Consider the following 25754-nt stretch of genomic DNA (forward strand, 5'->3'; position numbering starts at 1 on the left):
GAATGGTACGATCACCAGTGTGCTTGGGGCGACGATCACGGCGGGTACGATTACAGGTATACTCGGAGCAACCATCACAGCAGGAACACTCACGAACTTATTGAACGGAACCATTACCAGTGTGCTCGGCGCAACGGTAACAGCGGGAACATTAACAAACTTGCTGAATGGTACGATTACAAGTGTGCTGGGAGCAACAATCACCGCAGGCACGCTGACCAACTTGTTGAATGGTACGATCACAAGCGTACTTGGTGCAACCGTAACTGCAGGTACGTTGACGAATCTGCTGAATGGTACGATTACGAGTGTGCTTGGGGCAACAATCACGGCAGGAACACTGACCAACTTGTTAAACGGAACCATCACCAGCGTGCTCGGTGCTACGATTACGGCAGGGACGCTCAGCAGTGTGACGTCCATTTCACAGAAGAGTTTTCAGGAGTCCCAACTCATAAGTACCCCTACCGCAAACACCTTCACAGCGCTCCCTGCGGTGACAACCAGTGTATTTGGTACGTATTCTTTCTTTGTATACAACAGGGGACCTGGTGTAAATCGGGTAGATGCGCGCGTTGAGATCAGTGCAAACGGTTCGAACTGGTACACGGATGTAACGACGGTAACTGGCATTTTGTCCGGATCAGTGGATGTACTTGTACCACAGCGTTTCCTCAAATATACGCGTCTATCCTACCGCTCCAGCCTAGTTGGTGCACCAAGTACGATTGATGTGTTCTTCAATGGACAAGGCACATAACCCATTTATTTGTCATATAGGTACATGGAGTTCCTTTGGTGGACTTCATGTACCTTTTTGCATTGGAGGTGGTTGCCTTTGAAGAACCGATTACTTGGAATCCATATGATTGTGCAAAATGAAGAACATCACCTGCCCCGCTGTCTCGACAGCTTGAAGCATCATGGCATGGAATGTTTTATCACCGATACTGGCTCAACTGACCGCACACCCGAGATCGCCAAAACGTACGGGGCAACGGTGCTGCATGCCGACTGGCAAGATGACTTTGGCCATGCACGAAATATCAGTCTGCCTCTGGCGAGTACGGAATGGGTCCTGTGTTTGGATGCTGATGAGTACGTTGCGCATGGATTGGATGAACTGCTGAATTATTTGCCAAAAGTCCATAAAAGCATCTCAAGATTACGAATTACCATAGAGAATCGATATGGTGAAGGGGTTGAAGAGAGGGTAATCTCCCAACCAGTGAGACTATTCCGTGCTCATCAGGGATATCGATATGCGGGACGCATCCATGAGCAGTTGGTTCGCCTTGGCCCATGCAGACTTGCCCAAGATGAGGTTGCTGATATGAATAAGAGCGAGAGTAGTACAGATGAAGAACGTGTAGTGATTGAGGCTGAACCTCTTGCCCCGCTATGTCTCATTCATGATGGATATCTGGCTTCCACGATTGCGAAGGAACATAAACCAAGACGAAACTTAAGACTAATCGAGCGGGAACTTGCAGATGAGCCTGCACAGCCTTTTCACCTGTACAATCTGGGAGTGACGTATTGTCAGCTTGGTCAGATTGAACAGGCTATTGAAGCGTTCCGTGAATCAGTACACCGGACAGAGCTGCCCGCGCCATATCGCCCTACACTGGTTAGAGACTATGCGAAGACACTTGCAGGATCGGAACGTTATGACGAGGCACATGCAATTCTGGCTGTGGAAAGACAGCGTTATCCATCCTATGCGGATCTGCACCTGTTGTATGGGGAGACGTTGGAGCAGCAAGGTTTGGAGGAGCGTGCATATCAATCCTATGCCCGAGCAACGGACTGCCGGAAGGGAACGGATCGTGTTGAACAGATTGTTGGTGGTAGCACGGTGGACGTCTCATATGTAATGGAAGCAGGTTCTGATAGTTACAGAGCTTATACCGCGATGGCCAGACTTGCACAGAAACGGGGATTCCTTCATGAGTCTGCACATCTGTATGGGCTGGCTCTGGACAGCATGTTCACATATATTCCGGCATGGGCAGGGTTGGCAGATGTGCTGCAACAATCCGGTGAAACCGATGAGAACATAGCAGAAACATTGCTTGCCAGATGCAGAAGAAACGAGAAGTCGGGTCACGGTGATTCGATTCGTGGTGAAATGCCCCATTCATATGCGGTGAAGAATGAGGATCATCTGGTGCAAGTGATTTATGTTCTGGCAGGCTGTGGGGCATATGAGCAGGCATTGAAAATGCTGGATACAGATGCGTGTACTGCTCGTATCCATGTAGCGGATCAAATACATTGGATGATGTGTGCGAATAAGGCTTCTGAAGCACTTCAACTGGCAGAAGAACACTGGAACGTTGATGATGTGCATGAAGTCAATCTGCCGGTGGAGCACAGAATGGATTGGGCACTGGCTTGTTGGGCCAATGGATTACGATTATCCAAGGCGTTCCTCGCAACTGCGCTTCCACAGGAAAAAAACGTTTGGAAGGTTATGGATCGACTGTTGGATCAGTTGACCAAAGAGCCACGGAGCATGGAATCTGCTTCACCGGAACAGAAACTTATGCAATGGGGTCCACAGGCAGAGATGGTAGCAGAGAAGGTTGTGGAGCAAGCCGTAAAGACAGGACAGCTTACACTTGCTGAGCAGCTGCATGAGTTGCGGGCATTAATGATGCGTGATCATTGGGGAACGGCTGTAACTTTACGACGGGAGTTTGCAGGCCTGCTGTATCGTCAGGGCTATACCATGGTAGCTGCGAACATCCTGATCCAGTGCATGACTGAGAGTGAGCTGGATGCCGAAGGGTTATTCTGGCTGGGTGAAACGCTGTATGCCAAAGGCCACAATGATCAAGCGCTGTCTCTGTTCGAGCAAGCTCTGGAGCGAGAGCCTGATATGCGGCAAGCCCGAGCTGGAGCAGCTGTATGTTACATGCGGATGGCATTGGAGGCGATACGGCAGGAAGGGGGGCGTTTTCCGTCTTCAGAGTCACTCCTGGCACAACATACTGCACTGGAACAAAGGCTGCGTACGACCGAAAGCATCCCGTGGCGTACGCTTTTCCAAGCGAAGGAAAGGAGGAATCAGCTTGCGAGCGGAACGAATTTCCCTATGCATGATCGTGAAGGATGAGGAAGAGTTGCTGCCTCATTGTATTGCCAGTGTCCAGGGAGCGGTGGACGAAATGATTGTAGTGGACACCGGTTCGTCGGATCGCAGCGTACAGATTGCACAGCAGTATGGCGCGGTGGTGGTACCATTTGAGTGGTGCGATGACTTTGCCGCAGCACGGAATGCTGGTCTGGAGCAGGCTTCGGGCGACTGGATTCTCTTTCTTGATGCGGACGAGGCGCTCGATAGGGCTGCGCGGGAGCAGATCAGGAGCTGGACGGCAGTCAGCGGATGTGACGGATTGTTTTTAAACATTCATAACTATACAGGTACGGGTCAGCAGGGGGCTACCGTGAATCCGGTTTTGCGTCTCTTTCGCAATGCTCCGGGTCATCGGTTCCAAGGTCGAATTCATGAGCAGATTGCGGCGGCGATCTGTCGTGAGAATCCAGAGGCTGCATTTCATGTGACGGACATGGTCATCCATCATTATGGGTATCAGACGGCGATTGTGGAGGGCAAAGATAAGGTAAGCCGCAATGTTCGCCTGCTGAAACAGGCCGTGGAGGAAGAACCGGATCAGCCGTTCCATCACTATAATCTGGGTGTGGAGTATCTGCGTGTGGGGGAAGCGGAGCGGGCATTGGAGACGTTTGGAGTGGCTCGGATGGGGATTGATCCTGCGTTGACCAGTTACGCGCATCTGTTGTTCAAATATGAAGTTCGTTGTCTTCAGCATCTGAATCGCTGGCAGGAGGCATTGGATCGCATTGATGCTGCGCTTGAACTCTTTCCGGAGTACACGGATCTGATGCACCATCGCGGGTTATGTGCAGACGCCTTGGGCGATGCAGATCGGGCAGAGTATTCGCTCCGTGAAGCCGTTCGCATGGGACCACCTCCAGCCATCTATCATACAGAGGAAGGCATGGGTACCTATCAGACGTGGTATACGTTAGGTCGATTACTGGAAGGAAAGGCAGATCTGGGAGGTGCGGTGGATGCTTACGTGGAAGCGGTGCGCGCCAAATCCAGTCTGCTGCCGCCACTCTATCGGATATTCCGAATTATGCGAGTCTCCGGGCAGGAACATCAGATTCCGGAGCTGGTGAGGGAGCGATTTGCCCTAAGCTCGGATGAGGCTACGCACAAAGTATTGGGCATTCTGGAGCAATCCCGTTGTTATGATGCGGCTCTGCAATTGTTGCCGGAAATATCCTCCTCACAACCCACCGGAGAGATGAGGGAACGCTTATCCGTGGCTGAAGCGATGCTCCACATCCAGCAAGGGAGATGGAACAAGGCACGTCAGAAACTGCAAACAGTGCAGCGGAAAAAAGGAAAGCTTGCGATCTTGTCCACCCGATGGCTTGAACGCTTGGAGTGGATGGAGGGAAAGGAAGTCAACGGAAGTGATCCACTGACGTTGTGGTTGAAGCGTAGCTCACAGCCTGGTGCCGTCACGCATGAGAAGCTTGTTGGACAGACCGGGCAAATGGTGGACCTGAGAGCGACAACGAAGAAGGACATGGACCCCAACATGGACGGAACGGTTGCAGGAGCAGAGTATGACGGTTGGCAGGCCCTTGGACTGATGCTTGAAGGATGTGTTCAGTCGGGGAGTTGGAAAGAGCTGCATAGCCTGATTCAGCTGTGTCGACAGCAATTGGCGAAAGAAAGGTTATCGGCGGAAGAGAAGGAGAAAGAGAAAGAGATGGAAGGAAAGGGGAATGAGATAGGAGGGAAAAAGGAAAAAGGGAAGGTGAGTGACATGGAACCGTTCCCTGGGGCTTCGGATACGCTGATGGGAACCAGCTGGCTGGTGAAAGGATTGGTTGGTGCGGCAGATCATCATCTGGAGGTGTATGCTCAGCATACGGATGGACAACGGCATCGTTGCTGGCCTGTCGTTCAGCATATTCGGCTGGAGTTGCCAGGAGCAGACGGGTTTGAGAGCTGAGAGGAACCAGGTAGATGAGGGAGTTAAAGGAGATACAGCTGGGTTCTGAATGGGGCGAACTCCGTTAGTGAGGGATGGTGGTGATTGTGGAGTCGGGGGTTAGCTTGTGCATGATCGTGAAGAATGAAGCCGGGTCACTCCAGCGGTGCTTGAATGCAGTCAGGGATGTTGTGGATGAGATCATCGTAGTGGACACGGGATCGGTAGACAACACAATTGAAATTGCACGCCTTCATGGTGCCGTTGTAATTCGTACGGAGTGGAGTGGAGATTTCAGTGAAGCTCGTAATCTGTCGCTGGCCGCTGCTACGAAACCATGGATTCTGGTGCTTGATGCGGATGAAGTATGGGTACAGACCCCGCAGATGAAGGCAGAACTCGTGCAGTCGTTAGCGGCAAGCAGAGACGACGTATGGGGGTATTGGATCCAGGTCACAAGTCTGCTGGGTGTGTCCGGTGAAGAGCGTGTGACGGATGCGGTATGTCGATTGTTCCGAAATGATCCCCGAATTGCTTTTCAAGGCAGAATTCATGAAGAGATTGCTACTTCCATTATGGCACTGGCTCCGCATGGTGTGCTTCATTCTGGATTTGGGGTCATTCATTACGGATATCTGGAGCAGGAGATTACTGCTAAAAATAAAGGTGCGCGGAACATGCAGCTGATCCGATCCGCGTTGAATCAGGAGGGTGATCGACCGGAGCTGTTATATGCGCTGGCTGCCGAATGGTTTCAGCAAGCGAAATATGATGAAGCACTTCGGTTGTTACAGCCATTATTGGCACAGCTTATGCCGGAGTGTGGATATCACTCGGATCTGGTGCTGAAAACGGCTTACGCCTGGCGAGAGAGTGGCAGTCCGGAACGGGCACTTGCTGTGGTGGAAGCATGGGCACCCGTGTATGGGGATTTTCCGGATTTGTTGGAGCTTGGTGCTGTACTTGAACTGGATCAGGGGAGAGAGGACACAGCCTTGGCCTGGTTAAAACAGGCTAAATCGGCCGCTTCCACAGCCAGCAGCTATACATCCGTCTCTGGTGCTGGAACCTATCGCAGTCTGACACTGGAAGGCATGGCCCATGAGCGGGCTGGCCGCTGGGCAGAAGCAGAAGCCGCGTACACGGCGGCACTAAGCATGCAACCCGGCAGCTTGCCTGCATGGCAGCGGCTGTTGTTGCTGGCCGCTGCCACAGGGCGGCCGCAAGCCATCGCAAGCGTAGCCGCCCGGGTAAGCTTGCCGCCTGCAGCATGGCAAGCGCTGATCGCCGCCGCATTGGCCGCGCATCGGCCGGAGTGGCTGCTGCGCCATGCGGCGGCGCTTGCTGGCCCGCTGCGGGCACAGCCGCTGGCTGCCGGGCTTGCGCTGGCCCAGCTGAACGAGGACGCCGCGGCTCGTGCGGCTTTGCAGCCCTGGGCGGCGCATGCGCAGCATGGGCCAGAGGCGGCCCTCGCGCTGTGGGCGCTGGGCCAGAAGCAGCCCGGCGGGCGCAACGCCCGAGCGGCGGCTCGCCGGCAGGCAGCGCTGCCCGCAGCGGCCCAGGCCGCCGAGGCGCTGTTGCAGCGCGGGGCCTTGGCCGGCAGCAGCATGGCTTGCAGCCCGCCAGGCGGTGCAACGCCCGGCGGCCCTGCGGCGCCTGCGCCGGGCGGCGTGCTCGCAGCTGCGCAAGCGCTCGCCGGCGTGGGCGCATGGGCCGCATGGCTGCGCCTGCTGCATGCCCTGCCGCCCCGCGGCGTGCTGGCGTTGCTCGCAGCGCTTCCGCCTGCGGCACGCGGCGGGCTGCTGCGCGCACCCGCGAGCGTTCGCGAAGGGCTGCTTGCGCTTGCGCTATGCGGCACGCCTGACGGCGCGCAGCAGCCCCACGCGAACGAAGTGCCCGCCGCGGAGCGCATCGCTCACGCGCTCCTCGCGGGCACGCTCGCGCTGCTCGCCGGGCGGCAGAACCTGGCACGTGAATGGGCCGAGTCGGCCCAACTCACGGCGCGGCAACCTGCCGCCACAGGTCGCCCGGCGACGACGATTCCGCCGGGCCTGCGTACACTGCTGCGCCTGACAGCACCCGGCGCAGCCTCTGTTGATGAATACACCAACCAGTGCAACATGTTACTGGTACACCTATAATTCATCTTATCACTTATCACTTATCACTTATCACATATCGTTATCTCTTATCTCTAACATCTAAGCATCTAATATCTAATTTCTAATCGACAGTCTCTAGTCTCTAATTTCCTGTCCCTTACCCTAATCCCTGCAATCTCGATCTGTTTCTCAATAGCCCATCCAATTACAATTAAAAAAGCAACGGAGCTACCGGTCATCGGAGCATATCGCCGAACCGTGCATGGTTCCGTTGCCAATGGGTCGATTCCTCAAACCTTGCATATCACCGCTCGAAAACAGCGGATCGGCGTGCCGTACATGTCAGACCAGATGGCATCGTCAGGCTCTTCCACATTCAGCTTATCTTTAATGGTTAATCCGGTGACCGCCATGATCGTCTCCAGCAGATCAGGTCGCATCTCGGGCACATCGAAGGTGGCGATCAACTGTCCGTCTGGTTTCAGTACCCGGGCGAACTCGCGGAACGCTCGAAGCATCGTACCCGTATCCAGATGCTCCAGTACAGAGATACAGAACACCCGATCAAACTTGCCCGAATCGTACGGAAGCTGGGCCAGATTGGCTTGTGCACGCTGCAATCGGACGAGACTCGAATCCGGCAGATTCTGAAAGGCCTGCTCGCCAAAATCAGCAGCAATATCCAGCTTTATAGCCTCTTCAGACAAAATGCGTTCATCCCAGTCACAGGCATGAACCTCGCGGCAGTGTTCTGCGAGCCAGAATTTGAACGGATGGGAGATGCCGCAGGCTGCATCAAGGACCACGTCGTCTGGACGCGCAAATCGCCGGGCCCATTCATATTCGTAGGGACGGCTCCACCATGCCGGATGCAGGGGGAAGACCAACGTTTCCGTTTTAGGGTCACTTTGCCGAATGTATCTTGATTCCATGAATTCCGTTGCCTTGGGCATATCCATCATCCCCGAATTCCCTCCTTTAATCCTGTCTCTGCCAAAAAAGATTCCAACACCGTGCTCCACCGGCTCCGCCATCTGGCAAGATCATAGGACAGTGCGGTCTCGCGCGCATAGATTCCCAGTCGTTCCCGCTCGGCCCGATCCTGTACGAGACGTACCAGTGCGGTGGTTAGTTCCTGCTCGCCAGGAGGTACCAATATCCCGTTAAAACCATCCTGAATCAGATCATTCAGTCCGCCAACATTGGAGGCAATCACCGGAAGTCCACAGCTCATCGCTTCCAGACAGGCATAGGAGGTACCCTCCGAGAACACGGTTGGAATAACCGCGATATCTGCCTGATGGTAGGCCTCCCGAATATCCCGAAAATCATACGTGCGCTGGTTAATTCGCTCCGCATGTGGATGGGTACGATGCCAGTAACGAAAGGCTCTCCCGACCGTACTGCCTTCCACCAGTTCCCCGGCAAATTCAATCTCCAGATCCGGAAAAGCCCCCAGTAGCTTATCTGCTGCCAGCATCATGGGAATAATGCCCCGTTCCATGCTGATTCGGCGCGGATATATAATGCGAATTGGGCGGGGAGAGGTCAAGCGGACATCCATAGTTTTCTGTTCAACCTGTTCCTGAGTCAGACCATTAACCTGATATTCAGCATCTGCTGATATTACAATATCCGTAGCCCAATCCGTTGTAACATCTCCGTTAGCCTTCCCACTGTATGCTCCATCACCACTCGGTCCACCCTTGCTTTCCACAGCTTTCATCCCTGATATAACTGCACCAGCATCCTCCTCATGACTCGCCAGATCAGTCTTCCATGCGGCAAGCCATTCGTCTTCCTGTTCCTGCTCGAAGGTGCGCGTTGGCGGGGCAGGTGTGAAATAGGACGTATCCACTGCATTGGGAATCAGGACGACCTGCCTTGGATCGGTATAGGTGCATGCGGCGCGGCAAAAGGTCTGGAAATGGGAATCCACGGATACAATGCGCACGAGTCCATCCAGAGCCAGTTGAATATGTTCTGCCACTTGTTGTTTGGTCTCCAGAGGCAGTCCGGGACGATCCCAGTTAATGCCGTGACAGATACCAAGACTGCCCGGCTTGTAAGTGATGGGTTGCCACAGACAGCTGGCATAGATTACCGGGCCGCGCGCCGCTGCTGCCATCCGGTCAAAGGCTTCCGGTACATTATCCATGTCGTACGAATAACCAAATACGTCAATCTGCTCCGTTCGAGTCTGGAATGCCTCAAAATAGGACAGTTGATGGACCTCGGGAATATGTCCGAGTCCACGGATGACACTACACAGATCCAGAATATATCGTTCCAGCCCACCACCAAATACCCGGCCGAATTCCCGGTTGTAACCGTCGGTGAAGCTATGCGTCAGAATACTCACCACGCCCATCTCACGGTCCCTCCTTCCAGGGAATCAGCCGAGGTTCCGGATCAAGAATCGACTCGTAGTGTGCAAGATTGCCCCACTCGCCGCCAGGATCAATGCGCTTGTAACGCAAATATTTACGCACCCGATCCTCCAGACTGCCTGCCCAGCCGAGATGCTGAACCTTCAGTTCGGTGCTCACCCCAGGCAGTACCGTGCAGGACAAGGGAAGACGGGGAACATGATGATTCTGTTGTGGATAGAAATAAGGATATCCAGGCATATATCGTACAAGTGAAGCAGTATGCCGCTTGTGCAGACACCAGAGATCATCTTCACGGTAATGGGTTCGGCCGCCCCACATGTCGTAGAAACGGAATGCAAACCAGTCCGCGTACTCCTGATTAATCAGCGTGCGTATGGCTTTCTTGGCCTCAGAGCTGTACAGCTCATCCGCATCAACCGAGAGTAACCAGTCAGGGTGTGTGCCTGCCGCTGCTTGCCACAACGTGTTGCGTAGTCGCCATTCCTCGGCGAACAGCGGTTTCTCCAACACCTCCAGACGGACCACTTTCGGATAGGCTCTGCATAGATCCGGGGTTCCGTCTGTGCTGGCATCGTCCACAATCACGATCTCATCCACGAACTCACTCAGATCATGCAATACTTCTTCAAGGTATCGTCCGCGTTCATTGCGAACCTGGAGCATGGCGGTTAGTTTGTTGCCTGTGTTTTTGCGAACCCGACGGATGGAGTGCGGCTCTTTGAATACACTCGTTTCTTCTTCTGTTGCAGAAGTATCCTGTTCTCCCTGACCTTGTGCACCGCCCCAGTGATGTACTTGGCTTCGGATGTTCTGCGCTGGTTGTGCAGGATCTGGCGTGTGATTGCCATCTCTCGATGCATCTGTATGTGTCAGATCTACTGTTACCGTTGGCGTGTAAGTGGTTTCGGTTCGAATATCCCTATGCACGATTGGCCCATTCAACTGTTGTCTTCGCTTCTTCGGGTCCAGCATCATGGCACCTCCCCAAGCAATTGCTGTACAGCATGATCCAACAACTCCAGCTCGACAATCCGGGCGAGCGCATCTTCATCCTCCAGAGCCGTTTCGAGAAAATGTCTCACTGCCCCGTGTCTGTCCCCTCGCAGAGCCAGCGCACTTCCGGATAATTGCTGATAATCCCGGCGACTGGCATCATCCTGAATATCGACTGCATGCACAAGTGCCAGTGCCTCTTCCACGCGACCTGTCTCCTGATAAATGCGGAATTGCCAATGTCTCGCGGTTTCTCCGCCAAGTTCGTCCAGGATGCGCAGCGCAGTTCCATAATCATCGTTAATACGCAGTAATTCCGCTCGTACAAGCTGATCTTCTCCTGCCTCAAGCCAGCGACATAGCTGTTCATAATGATGTCGTTCCTGTTCGTCGGATGCACTAATCCCGTACACCAGCAGAGCGTCCTCTAACTTGCCGGCCCGGGCATGAATGGCAGACAGGAAGCGATAATGGGAGACGACACAATCACTGCGACCATTCAAGACTGCATGGGTGAAGGCCTCTTGCAACGAATGGATGGCCCGAGAATCTTCAAGCAAGTACTCATAGGCTGCCAGCAAAAAGGATATGGTCTCATGTGCCCCAGCTTTGGCTCGAAGCTGGCGATAGAAGTCGGCACGCACACTGCATTGAAGCAGGGTGACGCTATCGGGCGTACCTGACAGGATCTGCCGCAGCGCATGCAGGAAGAACAGCTCGTAGTCCCGGAGAGGGACTTCAAGATTATCCTTTTGCACCGTACCCGCAGGTGAAGGGTCTTCCCCTCCTAACCAGATGGCGCGTACGCCTTGGAATAACAGCTTCATATATCGTGTTTCGGAGAATGTACCTACCAGATCAGCGATACCGACCAGTTTGGAAATGCTGCTCTCCCATAGCGGAGATTCTGCTTCGTTTCCAGCAGGCTCGGGGAGCAAGACGATACATAGATCAGGTTCCATCGAGGCCGCTGTCATCAGCCAATAGGGATGGGTAACGACCGCGACGGTGCGGGGCTCCAGCAACAGCTCCTCGGCTTCAGGTAGGGAGATCACGTTGATAACCGCAGGTACATCCTCTGTTTGCTTCAGGCTGCTGACATAGTAGACCTCTCCCTCGATGGACAGCAGTGCAACAATATCCGGGTAGGGAAAGGATGACCATCCTCCTTTGCGCGGGAATAGCACATATCGGACAGGGGGCTGGGCCGTATGCGCCATATCGGGGCTGGCTTCGGAGTTTTCACCGGGTAACGGCGCAGTTCTTTCCATGAATCGTTCACCTCACCTTGACTGTAATATGGAGCACCATTCTCGCAACATGTGCATCATGCTTTCACTTCATATGTAAAGCCCTCACGGCACTTCGCATGATATGCCTGAGACTAACATATGGGCATTCCGTCCCAAACATGAGTATCTTCCATCAATACATGAAGTTGGCAAGCCATTATAGAACTTCCCTCCGCTCCAATCCTCCATTTTCGGCTTCATTCCACGTTCCCGGTACTGAAAAAAAGATGTTTGAATTCGCACTACAATAGGCTGATTTTTATATTTTATGTGACCAGGATCACTTTTTTTTGCTCTAAACACGTAGATTGTGATAATTCTCACATGTATAAAATAGGTAATCTGGCACAATACGTTCATCAACGTATTTGGCGGACAGACAGCGAAGGTGCAGCTTCAATGCTAAATACGCATACTGCAAAGTGAACAGAAAGAAGGGGTAACGGTATGGATCCGATTATGTTATCGCGTATCCAATATGCACTTACAACGATTTTCCATTTCTTCTTTGTCCCGCTATCCATCGGTCTTGTGCTGTTGGTTGCAATCATGGAGACGTTGTACGTTGTTAAGGGTAAGGAAATCTACAAAACGATGGCCAAGTTCTGGGGCAAGCTGTTCCTGATTAACTTTGCCGTCGGGGTTGTCACAGGTATTCTGCAAGAATTCCAGTTCGGCATGAACTGGTCCGAGTACTCTCGGTTTGTGGGGGACGTGTTCGGTGCACCGCTGGCTGTTGAAGCGTTACTCGCGTTTTTTATGGAGTCTACATTTATCGGGTTGTGGATATTCGGCTGGGATCGTTTGTCCAAAAAAGTGCATCTGGCCTGCATTTGGCTGGTGTTTGTCGGCACATTCCTGTCCGCACTGTGGATTCTGGCTGCCAATTCATTTATGCAGCATCCCGTCGGGTTTGAGATCAACAACGGCCGAGCCGAGATGAATGATTTCTTCGCACTGATCACGAATGGTCAGCTTCTCGTCGAGTTCCCGCATACGATTTTTGGGGCATTGATGACAGGGGCTTTCGTCGTCACCGGAATCAGTGCTTACAAATTGATGAAGAAGCAGGATGTGGAGATTTTCCGCAAATCATTTAATATTGCGATCATCATTGGACTCGTTTCTTCATTAGGTGTGGCTTTCTCGGGACACTTTCAGGCGCAATATCTGGTAGAGACACAGCCGATGAAGATGGCAGCCAGTGAAGGCACATGGACGACAACGGAAGATCCGGCACCATGGACGGTGGTCGCTTTTATTGATCCGGATAAACAGGAGAATACCGGTGAGATCAAAGTCCCCGGACTGCTCAGTTACCTGTCCTACAGTAAATTCTCCGGCAGTGTCAAAGGCATGAAGGAGCTTCAGGCCGAGTATGAACAGACGTATGGACCGGGGGACTATATTCCGCCAGTACGGACAACGTTCTGGAGTTTCCGCATCATGATTGCAGCGGGTGGTCTGATGATTGTCCTGGCGTTATACGGAACGTTCCTGGCCATGCGCAAGAAGCTGGAGGTCGCTGGAAAGTGGTTTATGCGTCTGATGGTATTTGCCATATCCTTGCCGTTTATTGCCAATACATCAGGTTGGATCATGACTGAGGTTGGAAGGCAGCCATGGACGGTATTTGGCTATATGACCACTGAAGCCGGGGTCTCGCCGAACGTATCCGCAGGAATGATTTTGTTCTCAACCATCGCTTTTACCGCCGCGTATACGGTTCTCGGAATCGTGATGGTATACCTGTTCGTACGTGAGATCAAGGCTGGGCCATTTGCGGTCGATAAGCCGGAAGATCACGATGAATCGGCCGATCCGTTCGGCGTGGATGGAGGTTATTCCGTTGTCACTAAGTGAGTTGTGGTTTTTGCTGATTGCCGTATTGTTTGTCGGTTTCTTCTTTTTGGAAGGTTTTGATTTTGGTGTGGGGATGTCCACAGGTATTATTGCCAAAACAGACCGTGAACGCCGGACCCTGATCAACTCGATCGGTCCGTTCTGGGATGGCAACGAAGTATGGCTGATTACCGCAGGGGGCGCGATGTTTGCAGCCTTCCCGCATTGGTATGCGACGTTGTTCAGTGGTTTTTACCTGCCACTCGTCGTGGTGTTACTCGCTTTGATTGGTCGCGGGGTTGCTTTCGAATTCCGCAGTAAAATGAAACAGCAGCGTTGGCGCAAAACGTGGGACATCATCATTGTGATCTCCAGTGCCCTCTTGCCGTTCCTGTTCGGCGTGGTTTTTGCCACGCTGATGAAGGGTCTGCCCATTGATGGAGAGATGCAGTTACGTGCAGGATTCTTGGACATCGTTAATCCGTACACCGTGATCGGTGGCTTGAGCGTAACGCTGCTGTGTCTGGTTCATGGATTGCTGTTTGCCTCATTACGAACTGTAGGGGATCTCCGAGAGCGTGCCTTGAATACAGCGCAAAAATTGATGTTGCCGCTGGCTGCACTGCTTGCCGTGTATGCGATAATGACGTATTTCATGACCGATGTGTTCGCCGTTCGCGGCTGGGCACTGTGGATCATGGTTGTATTTGGCGCAGTTGCGCTTGCACTTTCGGCATACTTCGTTCGTCAGAAGCGTGAAGGCTGGGCTTTTGGTATGACAGGGGCTGTGATTGCTATATCGTTTGCCTCGGTATTTATCGGTCTGTTCCCAAGGGTCATGGTAAGTTCGTTTGGTTCTGCATTTGACCTGACCGTATACAACGCGGCATCTGGTGCGTATTCATTGAAAGTGATGACGATTGTGGCTTGTACACTGCTGCCATTTGTTCTTGGTTATCAGATCTGGAGTTATTATATCTTCCGCAAACGTCTGAACGAGCAGCACCACCTGGAGTACTGATATGGGACGGGGGCTGCTGAAGCTGCCGGGCATCCGGCCAGTACTCGCGCTGGCATCAGCGCTGGTACTGCTACAGGCGATGACGATCATTATGCAAGCCAAATGGCTGGCACAGGCCATCACGGCATTGTTTGAAGGTTCATCCGTAACAGAGCAGTACCCGGTACTGCTGCTGTTCCTGGCTGCTTTTGCCGCCCGCTACGCCCTATCCTTCTGGTTACAACTCGTGACATCGCGATATGCAGAGAGGACAGGGACCGATCTGCGCAGACAGATGGTGGAGCAGTGGTTCAGGCTTGGACCGCGTTATGCCAAGACGGAGGGAACAGGCCATCTGGTCACACTGGCACGAGAGGGAACAGCCCAATACAAGACGTATCTTGAACTATTCATTCCTCGCATGCTGGGCATGGGGTTCACACCCATCCTCATTATGCTGTATGTGTTCAAGCTGGACCTGATGTCCGGGGTTATTCTGATGCTGACACTCCCGATTCTGATCGTATTCATGATTCTGATTGGTCTTGCAGCTCAGCGCAAGATTGACGGACAATTCCGATCCTACAAAGCGCTCGCTAATCATTTTGTCGATACTTTGCGTGGGCTGGAGACGCTAAAGACATTGGGACAAAGCAAAACACACGAAGGGTCGATTGTGCGTGTCAGTCAGCGGTATCGGAAAGCGACGATGTCCACCCTGCGCATGGCTTTTCTTTCTTCATTTGCACTCGATTTCTTCACCATGCTGTCCGTTGCTTCCGTCGCTGTGGGTCTGGGGTTACGTCTGACGGAAGGTCACATGCTGCTCGGCCCTGCACTGACGGTACTGATTCTGGCACCCGAATATTTCCTGCCTGTACGTATGCTCGGCGCAGATTATCATGCCACTTTGGACGGCAAGGAAGCCGGAGCGGCCATTAATCAGGTGATTGAACGGGGGAAAACCGCTGAACAGAAACAGAAAGAGGCCTATGCAAATGTTATTGCGCATGCGGACACGGCAAAGGACGAAGCTGGATTAATACCATCATTATCTTCGGATAAAAGGACAACCGGCACTTCGACCATACGTGTCTTGTTGAATAATAAATCGGCTGAGGCACATCTTGACCCTGCTTCTACTACTCCTGATCATGTTCCTTCATCTTCCTCGGTGACCTCATGGAATGAGAATAGCAGATTGGCACTAACGGATGTACAGGTACAACACGATGAAGAAGGTCCTTATTCGCTAAAGGATGTTACCTTCCAGATTACAGGTCTCGGCAAAATCGGTATTATTGGCGCCAGCGGGGCAGGCAAGTCCACGTTGATTGATGTATTGGCTGGATTTCAGCTGCCTACTTCAGGCCAAGTATTAGCCAACGGGCAGCCCGTGACACCGGATATGCTTGCATCCTGGCGAAGACAGACGGCAGCGATCCCGCAGCATCCATATATCTTTAGTGGAAGTCTGGCCGATAACGTTCGGTTCTACATGCCAGAGGCTTCAGATGCAGAAGTAGCCAAAGCAGTTAGTGCAGCTGGATTAACCAAGCTACTGTCCGCATTATCCGGTGGTCTGCATGAGCACATTGGGGCTGGCGGCCGACAGCTCAGTGGTGGGCAGGAGCAACGGGTGGCACTGGCAAGAGCTTTGCTGAGTAAACGAAACATCCTGTTGCTCGATGAACCGACAGCACATCTGGATGTGGAAACCGAGTATGAGCTGAAACAGACGATGCTTCCGCTGTTTGAGGGCAAACTTGTATTTTTGGCTACCCATCGTCTGCACTGGATGCCGCATATGGATCGAATTATTGTTATGGATGGCGGCACGGTGGCAGAGACAGGAACACATCAGGAACTGCTGGCAAGGCAAGGTGTATATTATCAGATGATTCAGGCCCAGATGGAGGCGATATAAAATGAAGCCCGGATATGAACATATGGAGAGCGTCCGTAACGGCAAAGAAAAAAATAGCTGGATTGCTCCGTATGTGGCACAGTACCGTTGGAGATTCATTGCAGTCATTGCGCTGGGCACTTGTGCTGCACTGTGTGCGGTATTGCTGCTGTTTACCTCCGGATTTTTGATTTCCAAGTCTGCGCTGCGTCCTGAAAATATTCTGATGGTATATGTACCTATTGTTGGGGTGCGTGCATTTGGGATTTTCCGCGCCGTGTTTCGATATATCGAACGATTGGCAGGACATGATGCCGTACTGCGTGTATTGGCCGATCAGCGAGTGAAGCTATATCGCATTCTGGAGCCGCAGGCACTTTTCCTGCGCTCTCGCATGCAGACCGGAGATGTGCTCGGAGCACTCGCCGATGATGTGGAGCGGCTGCAGGATATCTATCTGCGTACCGTCTTTCCTGCTGTTACTGCACTTGTGATGTACGGTGGGGCTGTGATCGCTTTTGGCACTGTGGATCTGGGATTTGCAATGTGGATGGGCTTATATTTGTTATTTCTTGTTGCCGCGCTGCCTGCGATTTCCCTGAAAGTGACGTGGAAATGGCGTGTGCGGCTGAAAAAGGAAAACAGCAGGTTGTATACCCGTCTGACTGACGGTGTGCTTGGACTGGGAGACTGGCTTGCAAGTGGACGAGCAGGGGAATTTGTTCAGCAGCAGGAAGAGGAGGAAGAACAGGTCGACACAGTTCGCCGCAAGTTGCGGCGCTGGACGCGCTGGCGTGATCTGATGGCCCAGTGTGTCATTGGTTTGATGGTCATATCGGTTACAGTATGGGCTGGGAACGCCGCTTCTGTCGGGCAATTACCTGCCGTGATGATCGCTGCTTTTGTATTGGTGTTATTTCCGCTCACGGAAACACTTCTGCCTGTAGGGGATGCGGTGGAGCATCTGCCTCAGTACCGGGAATCACTGGATCGCTTGAAACAGCTGGAAGGCAAATCGGATCTTCAGGGGCAGACTGGAGTGGATGATGTTGGCGGAACGGGCGACTCGGACAGACGAATTCGTCTTCGCATCCCGCCCAAACTAAGAGCAGACATCGAGATTAATCGCGTAAGTTACCGTTATGCAGCGGATGATTCCTACGCCTTACATGATGTATCCCTTCATCTGCCACAAGGCAAACGATTAGCTATTCTTGGACGAAGCGGCGGCGGCAAATCGACATTGTTGAAGCTGATTCAGGGGGCATTACTTCCGTCTGCGGGGAAAGTTCTGATCAATGATTTGCCTGTGCAGACCTTGGGTGAGAGTATCACTGATGTCATCGCGGTGCTGAATCAGAGCCCACACCTGTTCGACACCACGGTAGCCAATAATTTGCGGATCGGGCGCCCACACGCAACGAATGAGGAGATTCGTCAGGTGGCCGCTCAAGTCGGTTTATCCGGTCTGATCGAATCCTTGCCGCAGGGATACGATACGCCGATGCTGGAGACAGGTCTGCGTTTCTCCGGTGGGGAAAGACAACGAATTGCTCTGGCACGGGTCCTGCTCCGGGAGACACCTGTTGTGATATTTGATGAACCAACCGTGGGGCTAGATCCCGTGACGGAACGTGAACTGATGCGCACCATTCTGGACAGCTTGCAAGGCAAAACGATGATCTGGGTCACCCATCACCTGATTGGTGCGGAACAGATGGACGAACTTATTTTTATGGAAAATGGACAGATTGCCATGCAGGGTTCTCACGAACAACTGCTGGCTGGGGAAGAGCGATACCGCCGTCTCATTGAACTTGATCGGCCGGGATGGACAGGGTTGCAGCAACAAGAACAACCGTTGCCGCCGGCGGCTTCGAGATAAGTGTGAGCCAGTGAGCGCGAATCAGATAAACATAACAAAGAGACGAGCCAAGAAATCATCTTGGACTCGTCTCTTTTTCGATTCGGATATGACCGCTTGCTTGCGGATACTTACATCTCTACCAACATCAATATGATGGAGGAAAGGCACAGACAAGTGCTGACCAGATAGAGCACAGCAACAACCTGTTTGTGATTCAATCCGGCACGCAGCAATCGATAATGGGCTTGACTCGCATCAGCCTGGTAGATTGCTTTACCTTGAATGAAGCGTTTGATCACGACAAAGATATTATCGAAGATCGGTACACCGAGTGCGAGAATTGGAATGAAGATGGACAACATGGTTGCTTGTTTGAATGCACCATCCAGAGCGATAACCGCCAGAATGAAGCCAAGGAACGTTGCGCCTGCATCACCCATGAACACTTTGGCAGGAGCTTTGTTGTACTTCAGATAACCGATCGTCACACCGACAAGAATGATCGACATGAGTGCGGAATCACTTTGACCTTTGGCAAGGGCCACAATGAACAAAGTAATCGCCGAGATGGCCGATAGTCCGCCGGCTAGTCCGTCCATGCCGTCCGAGAAGTTGATGACGGTTGTCACCCCAAAGATCCACAGGATCGTCAGAATGAATTGCAGCCAGATCGGAAGCATGACATATTCCGCGTTGAAGGGATTCACGAATCCGGTGAACGCTATGCCTGAAGCGAATACGAGCACTGCTGCAGAGACTTGTACGAGCATCTTGGGCAAGGCAGGAAAATCTTTGCCTTTCGTTTTGTACCAGTCGTCGACGGTACCAATTGTGAGCAGAAGCATACCACCAGCGACCAGAGCCGCTGTTTCCCAAGTGATTTCTTTGGTCAAAGCAATGTATGTCAGGAAAAATCCAGTAAATATCGCGTAACTCGCCGTGAGCGGGATCGGTTGCCTGTGCAGCTTACGCTCCACATCCTCCCGAGGCTTGTCCACAAAATCGAGCCGGTGAGCCAGTCGACCAAGCGGCGGAATAAGCAAAACCACGACAGCAAAAGACACTATAAAAGCCAGTATGTATACCATAAACTCGCTTGTTTCACTCCCATCTACCCATTTCCCCTTATTATACGAGTTAAACAGGAAATCTGTCGATGTCATTATTGTAACCAGACGTACGCAAAGGTGAGCCAAAGTCCAGGTTTTATCGCATTTGAGGAAGATAGGAGCCGAAATAATGATTTACATTTTCTGCATGATATCCATCGTCACCTTGCCAGGTTGCTGCAAAGACAAAATCGCCGGAACCCCCTTTGCCTTTCCTCGGTTTGTCCCCAGGAACCAGTATGCCGGCTGCCGCCCAGATTTCCAGCAGCGCATCGCGCTCCTGTTTGCTGGAAGGCAAGAGATCCTTCCACTTTTTCTCGAGTGAACGAGCACTGTCTTTGGGATCTTCCGTCTGAGCTGCTTCAAGCAGATTGACAAGGATAACTTGATCTTCAGGGGTTACTTCATAGCTTGTATCGTTGTCCTGTAGCAGTAATTCCAGATCCATCAGGCAGTAGAGTAACCAACCATGACGCACGCCGCCCCACTTGATTCGTTCAAAGTTCAGGACGTTCATGTCGACATTGAAATATTCCTTGTCTGACTGTAAGCGCAGGAAATTGCAATCCCCGCAGGCACTGGTATTAGGGTGAAGGGCAGGACGTTCCGCGTAGGTATGCAAAGGCATGTTCAATGTTAAAGCCCAGCTGGATAATGCGCTGCGCAGATAGACTTTTTTGGTGGACAGACTATGTAAAAAGGCCGTAATTACCCGCTCCTTGAGCGAGCTATCCTGATGCATGTCGTATAGACGCTGAACCATCTCGTCATGCGTGATCGTGAGTGGGTCGAACATGACGTCTTTGCTTTTGGCATACTCAAATTCATCCCCGGAGAAGGGGGGGGAAGTTGTTTTCCAACCGCCACCTCCCCAGAATGTGCTCAGCAGTATCTTTGCTGCTTTCTTGTCCATATGGTTAGCCTCCTTTATGGAAATATAATTCTGATAATTATATTTGTTATCTCGAACTTGCTTAATTTAATGTGCGTATTCTTCGGTTGTATTCAGAATCATTTCGACCAGACCTGGGAACCGAACGTTTAGCTCTTCCTTTCGTAGGGAATAAAAGTGCTGTTTACCTTCAATGCGCGGCTGGATCACGCCAGCTTCACGTAAGATTTTGATGTGATGGGACAACGTGGATTTGGAAATATGGTCTACTTCGAAGGCGGAACAGTTTTTCTCGCCAGAGCTGGCCAGACAGTGTGCAATTTTCATGCGGATCGGATCACCGAGTGCGTTGCAGACCGTGGTCAGCTTCAATTCCGAAGCTGTAGGTATCGTTGGAGTTCTCATATGTATGACGTTAGCATATTCGGCTTTCTCTTTCAATGTTTGAAAAAAATCGAACTATAGAAGTTGAACTGTAACTATTACACTTGTTTACTCCGATTGCAGTACCATCTTTCGATCGCTCTTATCCCCAGATTTTCTTTATTCCCTTGGTCCAAGGGAAAAATCCGGTGATAAATGAGCACGCTTCGCTTCTTCAGATTGGTTCTGCACTCTCCGTTTTAGTGTAAAAGTCGGTCTCAACTTATATATTTCTTGCGGGCAGTATAGGAAGTGTGTTACATTTCTTTTCAGTTAGTTCGAAAATATTCGAACTGAAGGGTTGGAAATCGGCTTTTTATTCTAGGAGGAATATTAATGAGTACTACAAGTACCACTACAATGTTGAACAACTATTTCCGTTTATTTGATGCTTCACGTACAGACGAGCGCGCCATGGAAGATCTGTTGTCCCTGTTCACACCGGACGCAGAGATTGTGCTTAATGGCACCAGCCGAACAGGATTCGATGGTTTTATGAAGGCTTTCTATGAGTACAATAAAGACGTAAAACATATGTGGGACGGGTGGGTGCAACAGCCTGACGGCAGCTACCAAACGAACTGGGCTGTATGCGGACAAGCGGCAGACGGAACGGTATATGCCAAAGCAGGCATTGATATTGCACGTGTGAATGAGGCGGGGCAAATCGTGTACCTGGAGAATGTACAGGCCGATCAGAATGCATTCAGCAAGTATAATCAGTAATTAAAATCTGGAGATTTCAGTTTGATGAGTGAAAAGCGAGCATGCCGAATTCCTAATAAGATAGCCAACTTTAGCTCCACAGTTTTCCATGCTGTGGGCTTTTTTCTGTAGCGCTTTTAGTCAATTAGAAGGCACTAAGGAGGAGGGCTTCATCACTCTGATCGCACAGACTCTACAGGGGATTGGATGAAATACGTACCTGAAAAACTGTGCATAAAAAAGACCGTCCCGCATGTCCTAAGCATGGCGAGACGGTCCTCATGAACGTGTATAAAACGTAATCGTTAGAGTCAAATGTTAATAGTCGAATGTAAATTTGAGCCGGATGTAGCGAAGGAGATGGTGATTCGCTGCGTGGTAGCGAGGGTCCGGCAATTCTAACGAACCTAAGACGTGCTGCATGGAAACGACGTTCTTTCAATGTAACGAACTTGGACGCGCTATTGGCCGAGAATCGGCATAAGTCGGATTCTAAAGAATCGCAGAAGCGTTATTTTCCGCGAATTCTCACTTTGGGGCAACCTTACGCCACTAAACTCGGATAGAAGGTGTATCAGATTCGTTAGAATCTGAAAACATGCTAAAAGCTGCAAATAAGACGTCTACGATTCGTTAGCCACTCCATGTTCATCGTTTTAACTCGCCCATCTCTGATCACATTCGCGTCTTTCCTACCCTTGCATCGTCTTGTTCTGAAAAGCAGCGATATCCGCATACTCTTCTTCAAACTTACGGGAGATGCGGATAAAGATCGGCAGCAGTTCCCGGTAGACGCGGACACTGTCCGGGTCAGGCTGGTGCCGATGCGTCGATCCGATCATGCCGGAGACCGCACTCAGAGAATCGATGCGGCCCAGGGCGTACAAGCCCAGTACGGCTGCGCCGAGGCAGGAGCTTTCAATACTTTCGGGGATGATGACATCCTGATCGAAAATATCAGCCATCATTTGCCGCCACAACTCGGAGCGGGCGAAGCCGCCTGTCGCCTGGATTTTTTTCGGACGACCGATCTTTTCTTCAATCGCCAACATAACCGTGTACAGGTTGAACAATACACCTTCGAGCGCCGCGCGAATCATATGTTCCTTCTTATGATGCAGCGTCAGACCGAAGAACGAGCCGCGTGCATTCGGATTCCAGAGCGGGGCCCGCTCACCTGTCATGTATGGATGGAACAAGAGACCTTCCGAACCGGGAGGTACATTTTCCGCGACACGAGTAAGTACTTCATACGGATCAATACCAAGTCGTTTCGCGGTCTCCACCTCGGAAGCCGCAAGTTCGTCCCGGATCCAGCGGAAAATAACACCGCCATTGTTGACCGGTCCGCCAATGACCCATGCATCCTCGGTGAGTGCGTAACAGAAGAAACGTCCTTTCGGATCGGTCACCGGTTTATCTACGACCGTACGAATCGCTCCACTGGTGCCAATGGTCACGGCCACGACGCCTGGATCAATGGCGTTAACGCCCAGATTGGACAGCACGCCATCACTTGCCCCAATGACAAACGGTGTGGTGAACGCAATGCCCATCTCCTTGGCGTACTCTGGGTGCAATCCATGTTTGAGCACATGTGTAGTCGGTACCAATCGAGACAGGTGTTCCGGCGTAATGCCCGCCACATGCAGTGCTTCTGCATCCCAGTCGAGTTTTTCCAGATTCATGAGTCCGGTGGCGGAGGCCATGGAGTGGTCGATGACGTATTCAGAAAATAATTTATAGAAAACATATTCTTTCATGGATATGAATTTGTGCGTCTGTCTGAACAGTTCCGGTTGATCCCGGGTGAGCCACATGATCTTGGTGAGCGGGGACATCGGATGAATCGGTGTTCCTGTTCTCAGATAGATTTCGTGACCATTCATCTTCGATTTGAGTACTTCGGTCCACTCGGCACTGCGATTATCTGCCCATGTCATGGCTCGCATCAGCGGTGTGCCGTGTTGATCGACAGGCAGAATGCTGTGCATGGCCGAACTGAAGGATACAAACAGGATATCTTCTGGCTTAACTCCCGCTTTGGAGGTAGCCTGTTTAACCGATGTAATGACTGCTTTGAAAATATCTTCCGCATCCTGCTCCGCAATCGCAGGTGTGGGGGTGTGCAGCGGATAATCGGCACTGCCTTGAGCCACAATGGTTCCATTCTGTTCGAATAAAACGGCCTTGGTGGAGGTCGTGCCGATATCTACGCCGATCATATAGGGTGAAGAAGCCATTTTGTCATCCCTCTTTCTTAAATATATAAGGTGGCGCTATTCGTCCAACTTATATGGCATCTGTTATTTCTACTATAGATAAGAATATCAGACTTGAGGGATGGATCAAAATGGATCAGACCTCGCTATCGCTTTTACACATCTTCAGTCCTTCACCGCACCTGCGGCAATATCCGAGATAAACTGACGGCTGATGAACAGGAACATCACGATGAGCGGAATGACGGCAAGCAATGTACCTGCAATGACCATCGCATAGTCTGTGTTATACAGTCCGTTTAATTGAGACAACGCAATCTGCAACGTGTATTTGCGTTCATCCGTCAGGACGATCAAAGGCCACAGATAATCATTCCATACCCCGATAAAGGTGAACGCGCCGAGGAAAGCAAAGGCAGGACGCAGAATCGGCAGCGCCACGTTCCAATACAGTCGGAAAAAATTACATCCGTCAATGCGACCTGCATCCAGCAGGTCATTCGGGATGGATTCTGTCGCGTACTGACGAATCCAGAAGATGCCGAAGGCATTAACCATGCCTGGAATAATGAGGGCTTTGAAGGAACCGACCCAGCCGAACGTGGCCATGAGCACAAAGGAAGGCACCAGTGACAGTTGAGAAGGTACCATCATGGTCGCAAGCAGCAGGATGAATAGCCACTTTTTGCCGGGAAATTCAAACTTCGCAAATGCAAACCCTGCCAGTGAGTCAAAAAACAGTACAAGAATGGTCACGAGGCCAGACACAAACAATGTATTCAGAAAGGCGCCCCAGAAATCAATCTGCTGCAATACTCGCGTAATATTATTCCATAGCTCACCCCCGAACCAGAGTTGCGGCGGGAACTTGTAGATATCGGACGTTGTCCGGGTAGACATTACAATCAGCCAATAGAACGGAAACATGGATATGAGCATGCCCCCGATAAGACCGGTATACAACACCAGCGATTTGAGGTGTTTGGTCGCCATGTGCGCTCCCCCTTATCACATCAGGATGATTTGCCTTGAACAAGCTTCCAGTTCACAATCGAGAACAGAGCGATAATGAGGAACATGCCCCAACCAACGGCAGCGCCATAGCCGAAGTAATTGTTAATGAAGGATTCACGGTAGAGGTACAGTACAATTGTCATGCCTGCTGCACCTGCGCCGCCATCATTGCCGACCAATACTTGCGGCTCGGTGAACAGCTGCATACCGCCAATCGTTGATGTAATGACCGTAAACAGGATTACAGGGCGCAGCATCGGAATCGTAATTCGGAAAAAGGATTGTATCGCTGATGCGCCGTCAATCTTGGCTGCTTCGTATAATGTCTGCGGGATACTCTGTAGCCCGGCCAGATAGATGACAGCGTTATATCCGGTCCAGCGCCAGACGACCATGGAGGAAATGGCGACTTTGATGCCCCATGGTGCATTCAGCCACTCCACAACTGGTAACCCGACCGACTGCAACAGATAGTTGAGAAAGCCATAATTGTTGGCAAACAAGGCACCGAAGATAATGGCCACCGCTACGATGGACGTGACGTTCGGCAGGAAATAACCGACCCGAAATAATGTACGGAACTTCACAAATGGTGCATGTAATAGAAAGGCAATAATCAGGGCGAAGAAGAGCATCGGAATCGTTGAGTAGATCCAGATCATGAACGTGTTACCCACGGCTTGCCAGAACTCGGCGTCAGTCAGCATGTATTTGAAGTTGTTGAACCCGTTGTACGTCATGACACCAATACCATCCCATTTATGAAAAGCCAGATAGAGTGAGAACCCGATTGGGAACAGCCCAAATACCGCAAACAGAATATAAAACGGCGATATCGCAACGTAGAGTGCACGATGCTCCCACATTCTCGCCCATAGCGACTTCTGCCGATCCAGATCAGGTTTTGCATTGCCGGGATCGGGCGTAAGACGAGGTTCAGTTACAGCCATATGAA

At 51.6% G+C, this 25754-nt stretch carries 19 protein-coding genes; 9 read left to right on the forward strand and 10 right to left on the reverse strand.

From position 1 onward, the window contains the following. The 4 genes from ACTHPG_RS19640 to ACTHPG_RS19655 all read left to right on the forward strand — a co-directional run. The coding region (locus ACTHPG_RS19640) for a DUF6385 domain-containing protein (protein WP_440391140.1) at window positions 1-760 on the forward strand (760 nt) is incomplete at its 5' end. Between the two features lie 78 nt (window positions 761-838). Continuing rightward, window positions 839-3121, forward strand: coding sequence for a glycosyltransferase (locus tag ACTHPG_RS19645; RefSeq protein WP_440391141.1), 2283 nt, complete (start codon window positions 839-841; stop codon window positions 3119-3121). Continuing rightward, window positions 3078-5060 (forward strand): glycosyltransferase, encoded by a 1983-nt coding sequence (locus ACTHPG_RS19650; RefSeq protein WP_440391142.1) that lies wholly within the window; start codon window positions 3078-3080, stop codon window positions 5058-5060. Before ACTHPG_RS19645 ends, ACTHPG_RS19650 begins: the two co-directional genes overlap by 44 nt. Before the next feature lie 110 nt (window positions 5061-5170). Further along, window positions 5171-7180, forward strand: coding sequence for a tetratricopeptide repeat-containing glycosyltransferase family 2 protein (locus ACTHPG_RS19655; RefSeq protein WP_440391143.1), 2010 nt, complete (start codon window positions 5171-5173; stop codon window positions 7178-7180). Window positions 7181-7431: 251 nt separating this feature from the next. Here the strand turns inward: ACTHPG_RS19655 and ACTHPG_RS19660 are convergent, their stop codons facing one another. From ACTHPG_RS19660 to ACTHPG_RS19675, 4 genes are read right to left on the reverse strand one after another with little or no spacing between them, the layout of a single operon-like run. Then, the gene (locus ACTHPG_RS19660; RefSeq protein ID WP_440391144.1) at window positions 7432-8103 is read right to left on the reverse strand and encodes a class I SAM-dependent methyltransferase; all 672 of its coding nucleotides are present in this window, start codon (window positions 8101-8103) and stop codon (window positions 7432-7434) included. Next, window positions 8100-9512, reverse strand: coding sequence for a glycosyltransferase family 4 protein (locus tag ACTHPG_RS19665; protein WP_440391145.1), 1413 nt, complete (start codon window positions 9510-9512; stop codon window positions 8100-8102). Before ACTHPG_RS19665 ends, ACTHPG_RS19660 begins: the two co-directional genes overlap by 4 nt. A gap of 1 nt (window position 9513) precedes the next feature. After that, window positions 9514-10509, reverse strand: coding sequence for a glycosyltransferase (locus ACTHPG_RS19670; RefSeq protein WP_440391146.1), 996 nt, complete (start codon window positions 10507-10509; stop codon window positions 9514-9516). Continuing rightward, window positions 10506-11798 (reverse strand): tetratricopeptide repeat protein, encoded by a 1293-nt coding sequence (locus tag ACTHPG_RS19675; protein ID WP_440391147.1) that lies wholly within the window; start codon window positions 11796-11798, stop codon window positions 10506-10508. The genes ACTHPG_RS19670 and ACTHPG_RS19675 overlap by 4 nt, the downstream gene beginning before the upstream one ends. Window positions 11799-12266: 468 nt before the next feature. Between ACTHPG_RS19675 and ACTHPG_RS19680 the strand changes: the two genes are divergently transcribed. From ACTHPG_RS19680 to cydC, 4 genes are read left to right on the forward strand one after another with little or no spacing between them, the layout of a single operon-like run. Next, window positions 12267-13682, forward strand: coding sequence for a cytochrome ubiquinol oxidase subunit I (locus tag ACTHPG_RS19680; protein ID WP_440391148.1), 1416 nt, complete (start codon window positions 12267-12269; stop codon window positions 13680-13682). Next, complete coding sequence (gene cydB / locus ACTHPG_RS19685; RefSeq protein WP_440391149.1) at window positions 13627-14682, forward strand: cytochrome d ubiquinol oxidase subunit II; 1056 nt, start codon at window positions 13627-13629, stop codon at window positions 14680-14682. The genes ACTHPG_RS19680 and cydB overlap by 56 nt, the downstream gene beginning before the upstream one ends. Window position 14683: 1 nt before the next feature. Further along, complete coding sequence (gene cydD, locus ACTHPG_RS19690; RefSeq protein WP_440391151.1) at window positions 14684-16588, forward strand: thiol reductant ABC exporter subunit CydD; 1905 nt, start codon at window positions 14684-14686, stop codon at window positions 16586-16588. A gap of 1 nt (window position 16589) precedes the next feature. Beyond that, complete coding sequence (gene cydC, locus ACTHPG_RS19695; protein WP_440391152.1) at window positions 16590-18452, forward strand: thiol reductant ABC exporter subunit CydC; 1863 nt, start codon at window positions 16590-16592, stop codon at window positions 18450-18452. Window positions 18453-18562: 110 nt separating this feature from the next. Here cydC and ACTHPG_RS19700 read toward each other — a convergent pair whose 3' ends face one another. The 3 genes from ACTHPG_RS19700 to ACTHPG_RS19710 all read right to left on the reverse strand — a co-directional run bounded on the left by ACTHPG_RS19700 (window position 18563) and on the right by ACTHPG_RS19710 (window position 20840). Then, window positions 18563-19522, reverse strand: coding sequence for an MraY family glycosyltransferase (locus tag ACTHPG_RS19700; protein WP_145325010.1), 960 nt, complete (start codon window positions 19520-19522; stop codon window positions 18563-18565). A gap of 118 nt (window positions 19523-19640) precedes the next feature. Then, a complete protein-coding gene (locus ACTHPG_RS19705) occupies window positions 19641-20456 on the reverse strand; it encodes a hypothetical protein (RefSeq protein ID WP_440391153.1) in 816 nt (271 codons plus the stop codon). A gap of 66 nt (window positions 20457-20522) precedes the next feature. Then, window positions 20523-20840: an ArsR/SmtB family transcription factor gene (locus ACTHPG_RS19710; RefSeq protein ID WP_440391154.1), complete on the reverse strand. Its 318-nt coding sequence runs from the start codon at window positions 20838-20840 to the stop codon at window positions 20523-20525. 354 nt (window positions 20841-21194) lie between these two features. Here ACTHPG_RS19710 and ACTHPG_RS19715 point away from each other — a divergent pair, with 354 nt between their 5' ends. After that, window positions 21195-21584 carry a nuclear transport factor 2 family protein gene (locus ACTHPG_RS19715; protein ID WP_440391155.1) on the forward strand — a complete coding sequence of 130 codons (390 nt, stop codon included), beginning with the start codon at window positions 21195-21197 and terminating at the stop codon, window positions 21582-21584. Between the two features lie 671 nt (window positions 21585-22255). Here the strand turns inward: ACTHPG_RS19715 and gntK are convergent. From gntK to ACTHPG_RS19730, 3 genes are all read right to left on the reverse strand, one after another. Beyond that, window positions 22256-23806: a gluconokinase gene (gene gntK, locus ACTHPG_RS19720; protein WP_440391156.1), complete on the reverse strand. Its 1551-nt coding sequence runs from the start codon at window positions 23804-23806 to the stop codon at window positions 22256-22258. Between the two features lie 144 nt (window positions 23807-23950). Next, entirely contained in the window at window positions 23951-24778 is an 828-nt protein-coding gene (locus tag ACTHPG_RS19725; RefSeq protein ID WP_036612996.1) for a carbohydrate ABC transporter permease, read from the reverse strand. A 20-nt stretch (window positions 24779-24798) separates the two neighbouring features. After that, window positions 24799-25665, reverse strand: a complete 867-nt coding sequence (locus tag ACTHPG_RS19730; RefSeq protein ID WP_091013252.1) for a carbohydrate ABC transporter permease — start codon at window positions 25663-25665, stop codon at window positions 24799-24801. Window positions 25666-25754 lie beyond the last annotated feature (89 nt).

The organism is Paenibacillus sp. SAF-068, from assembly GCF_051967555.1.
GTDB lineage: Bacteria > Bacillota > Bacilli > Paenibacillales > Paenibacillaceae > Paenibacillus.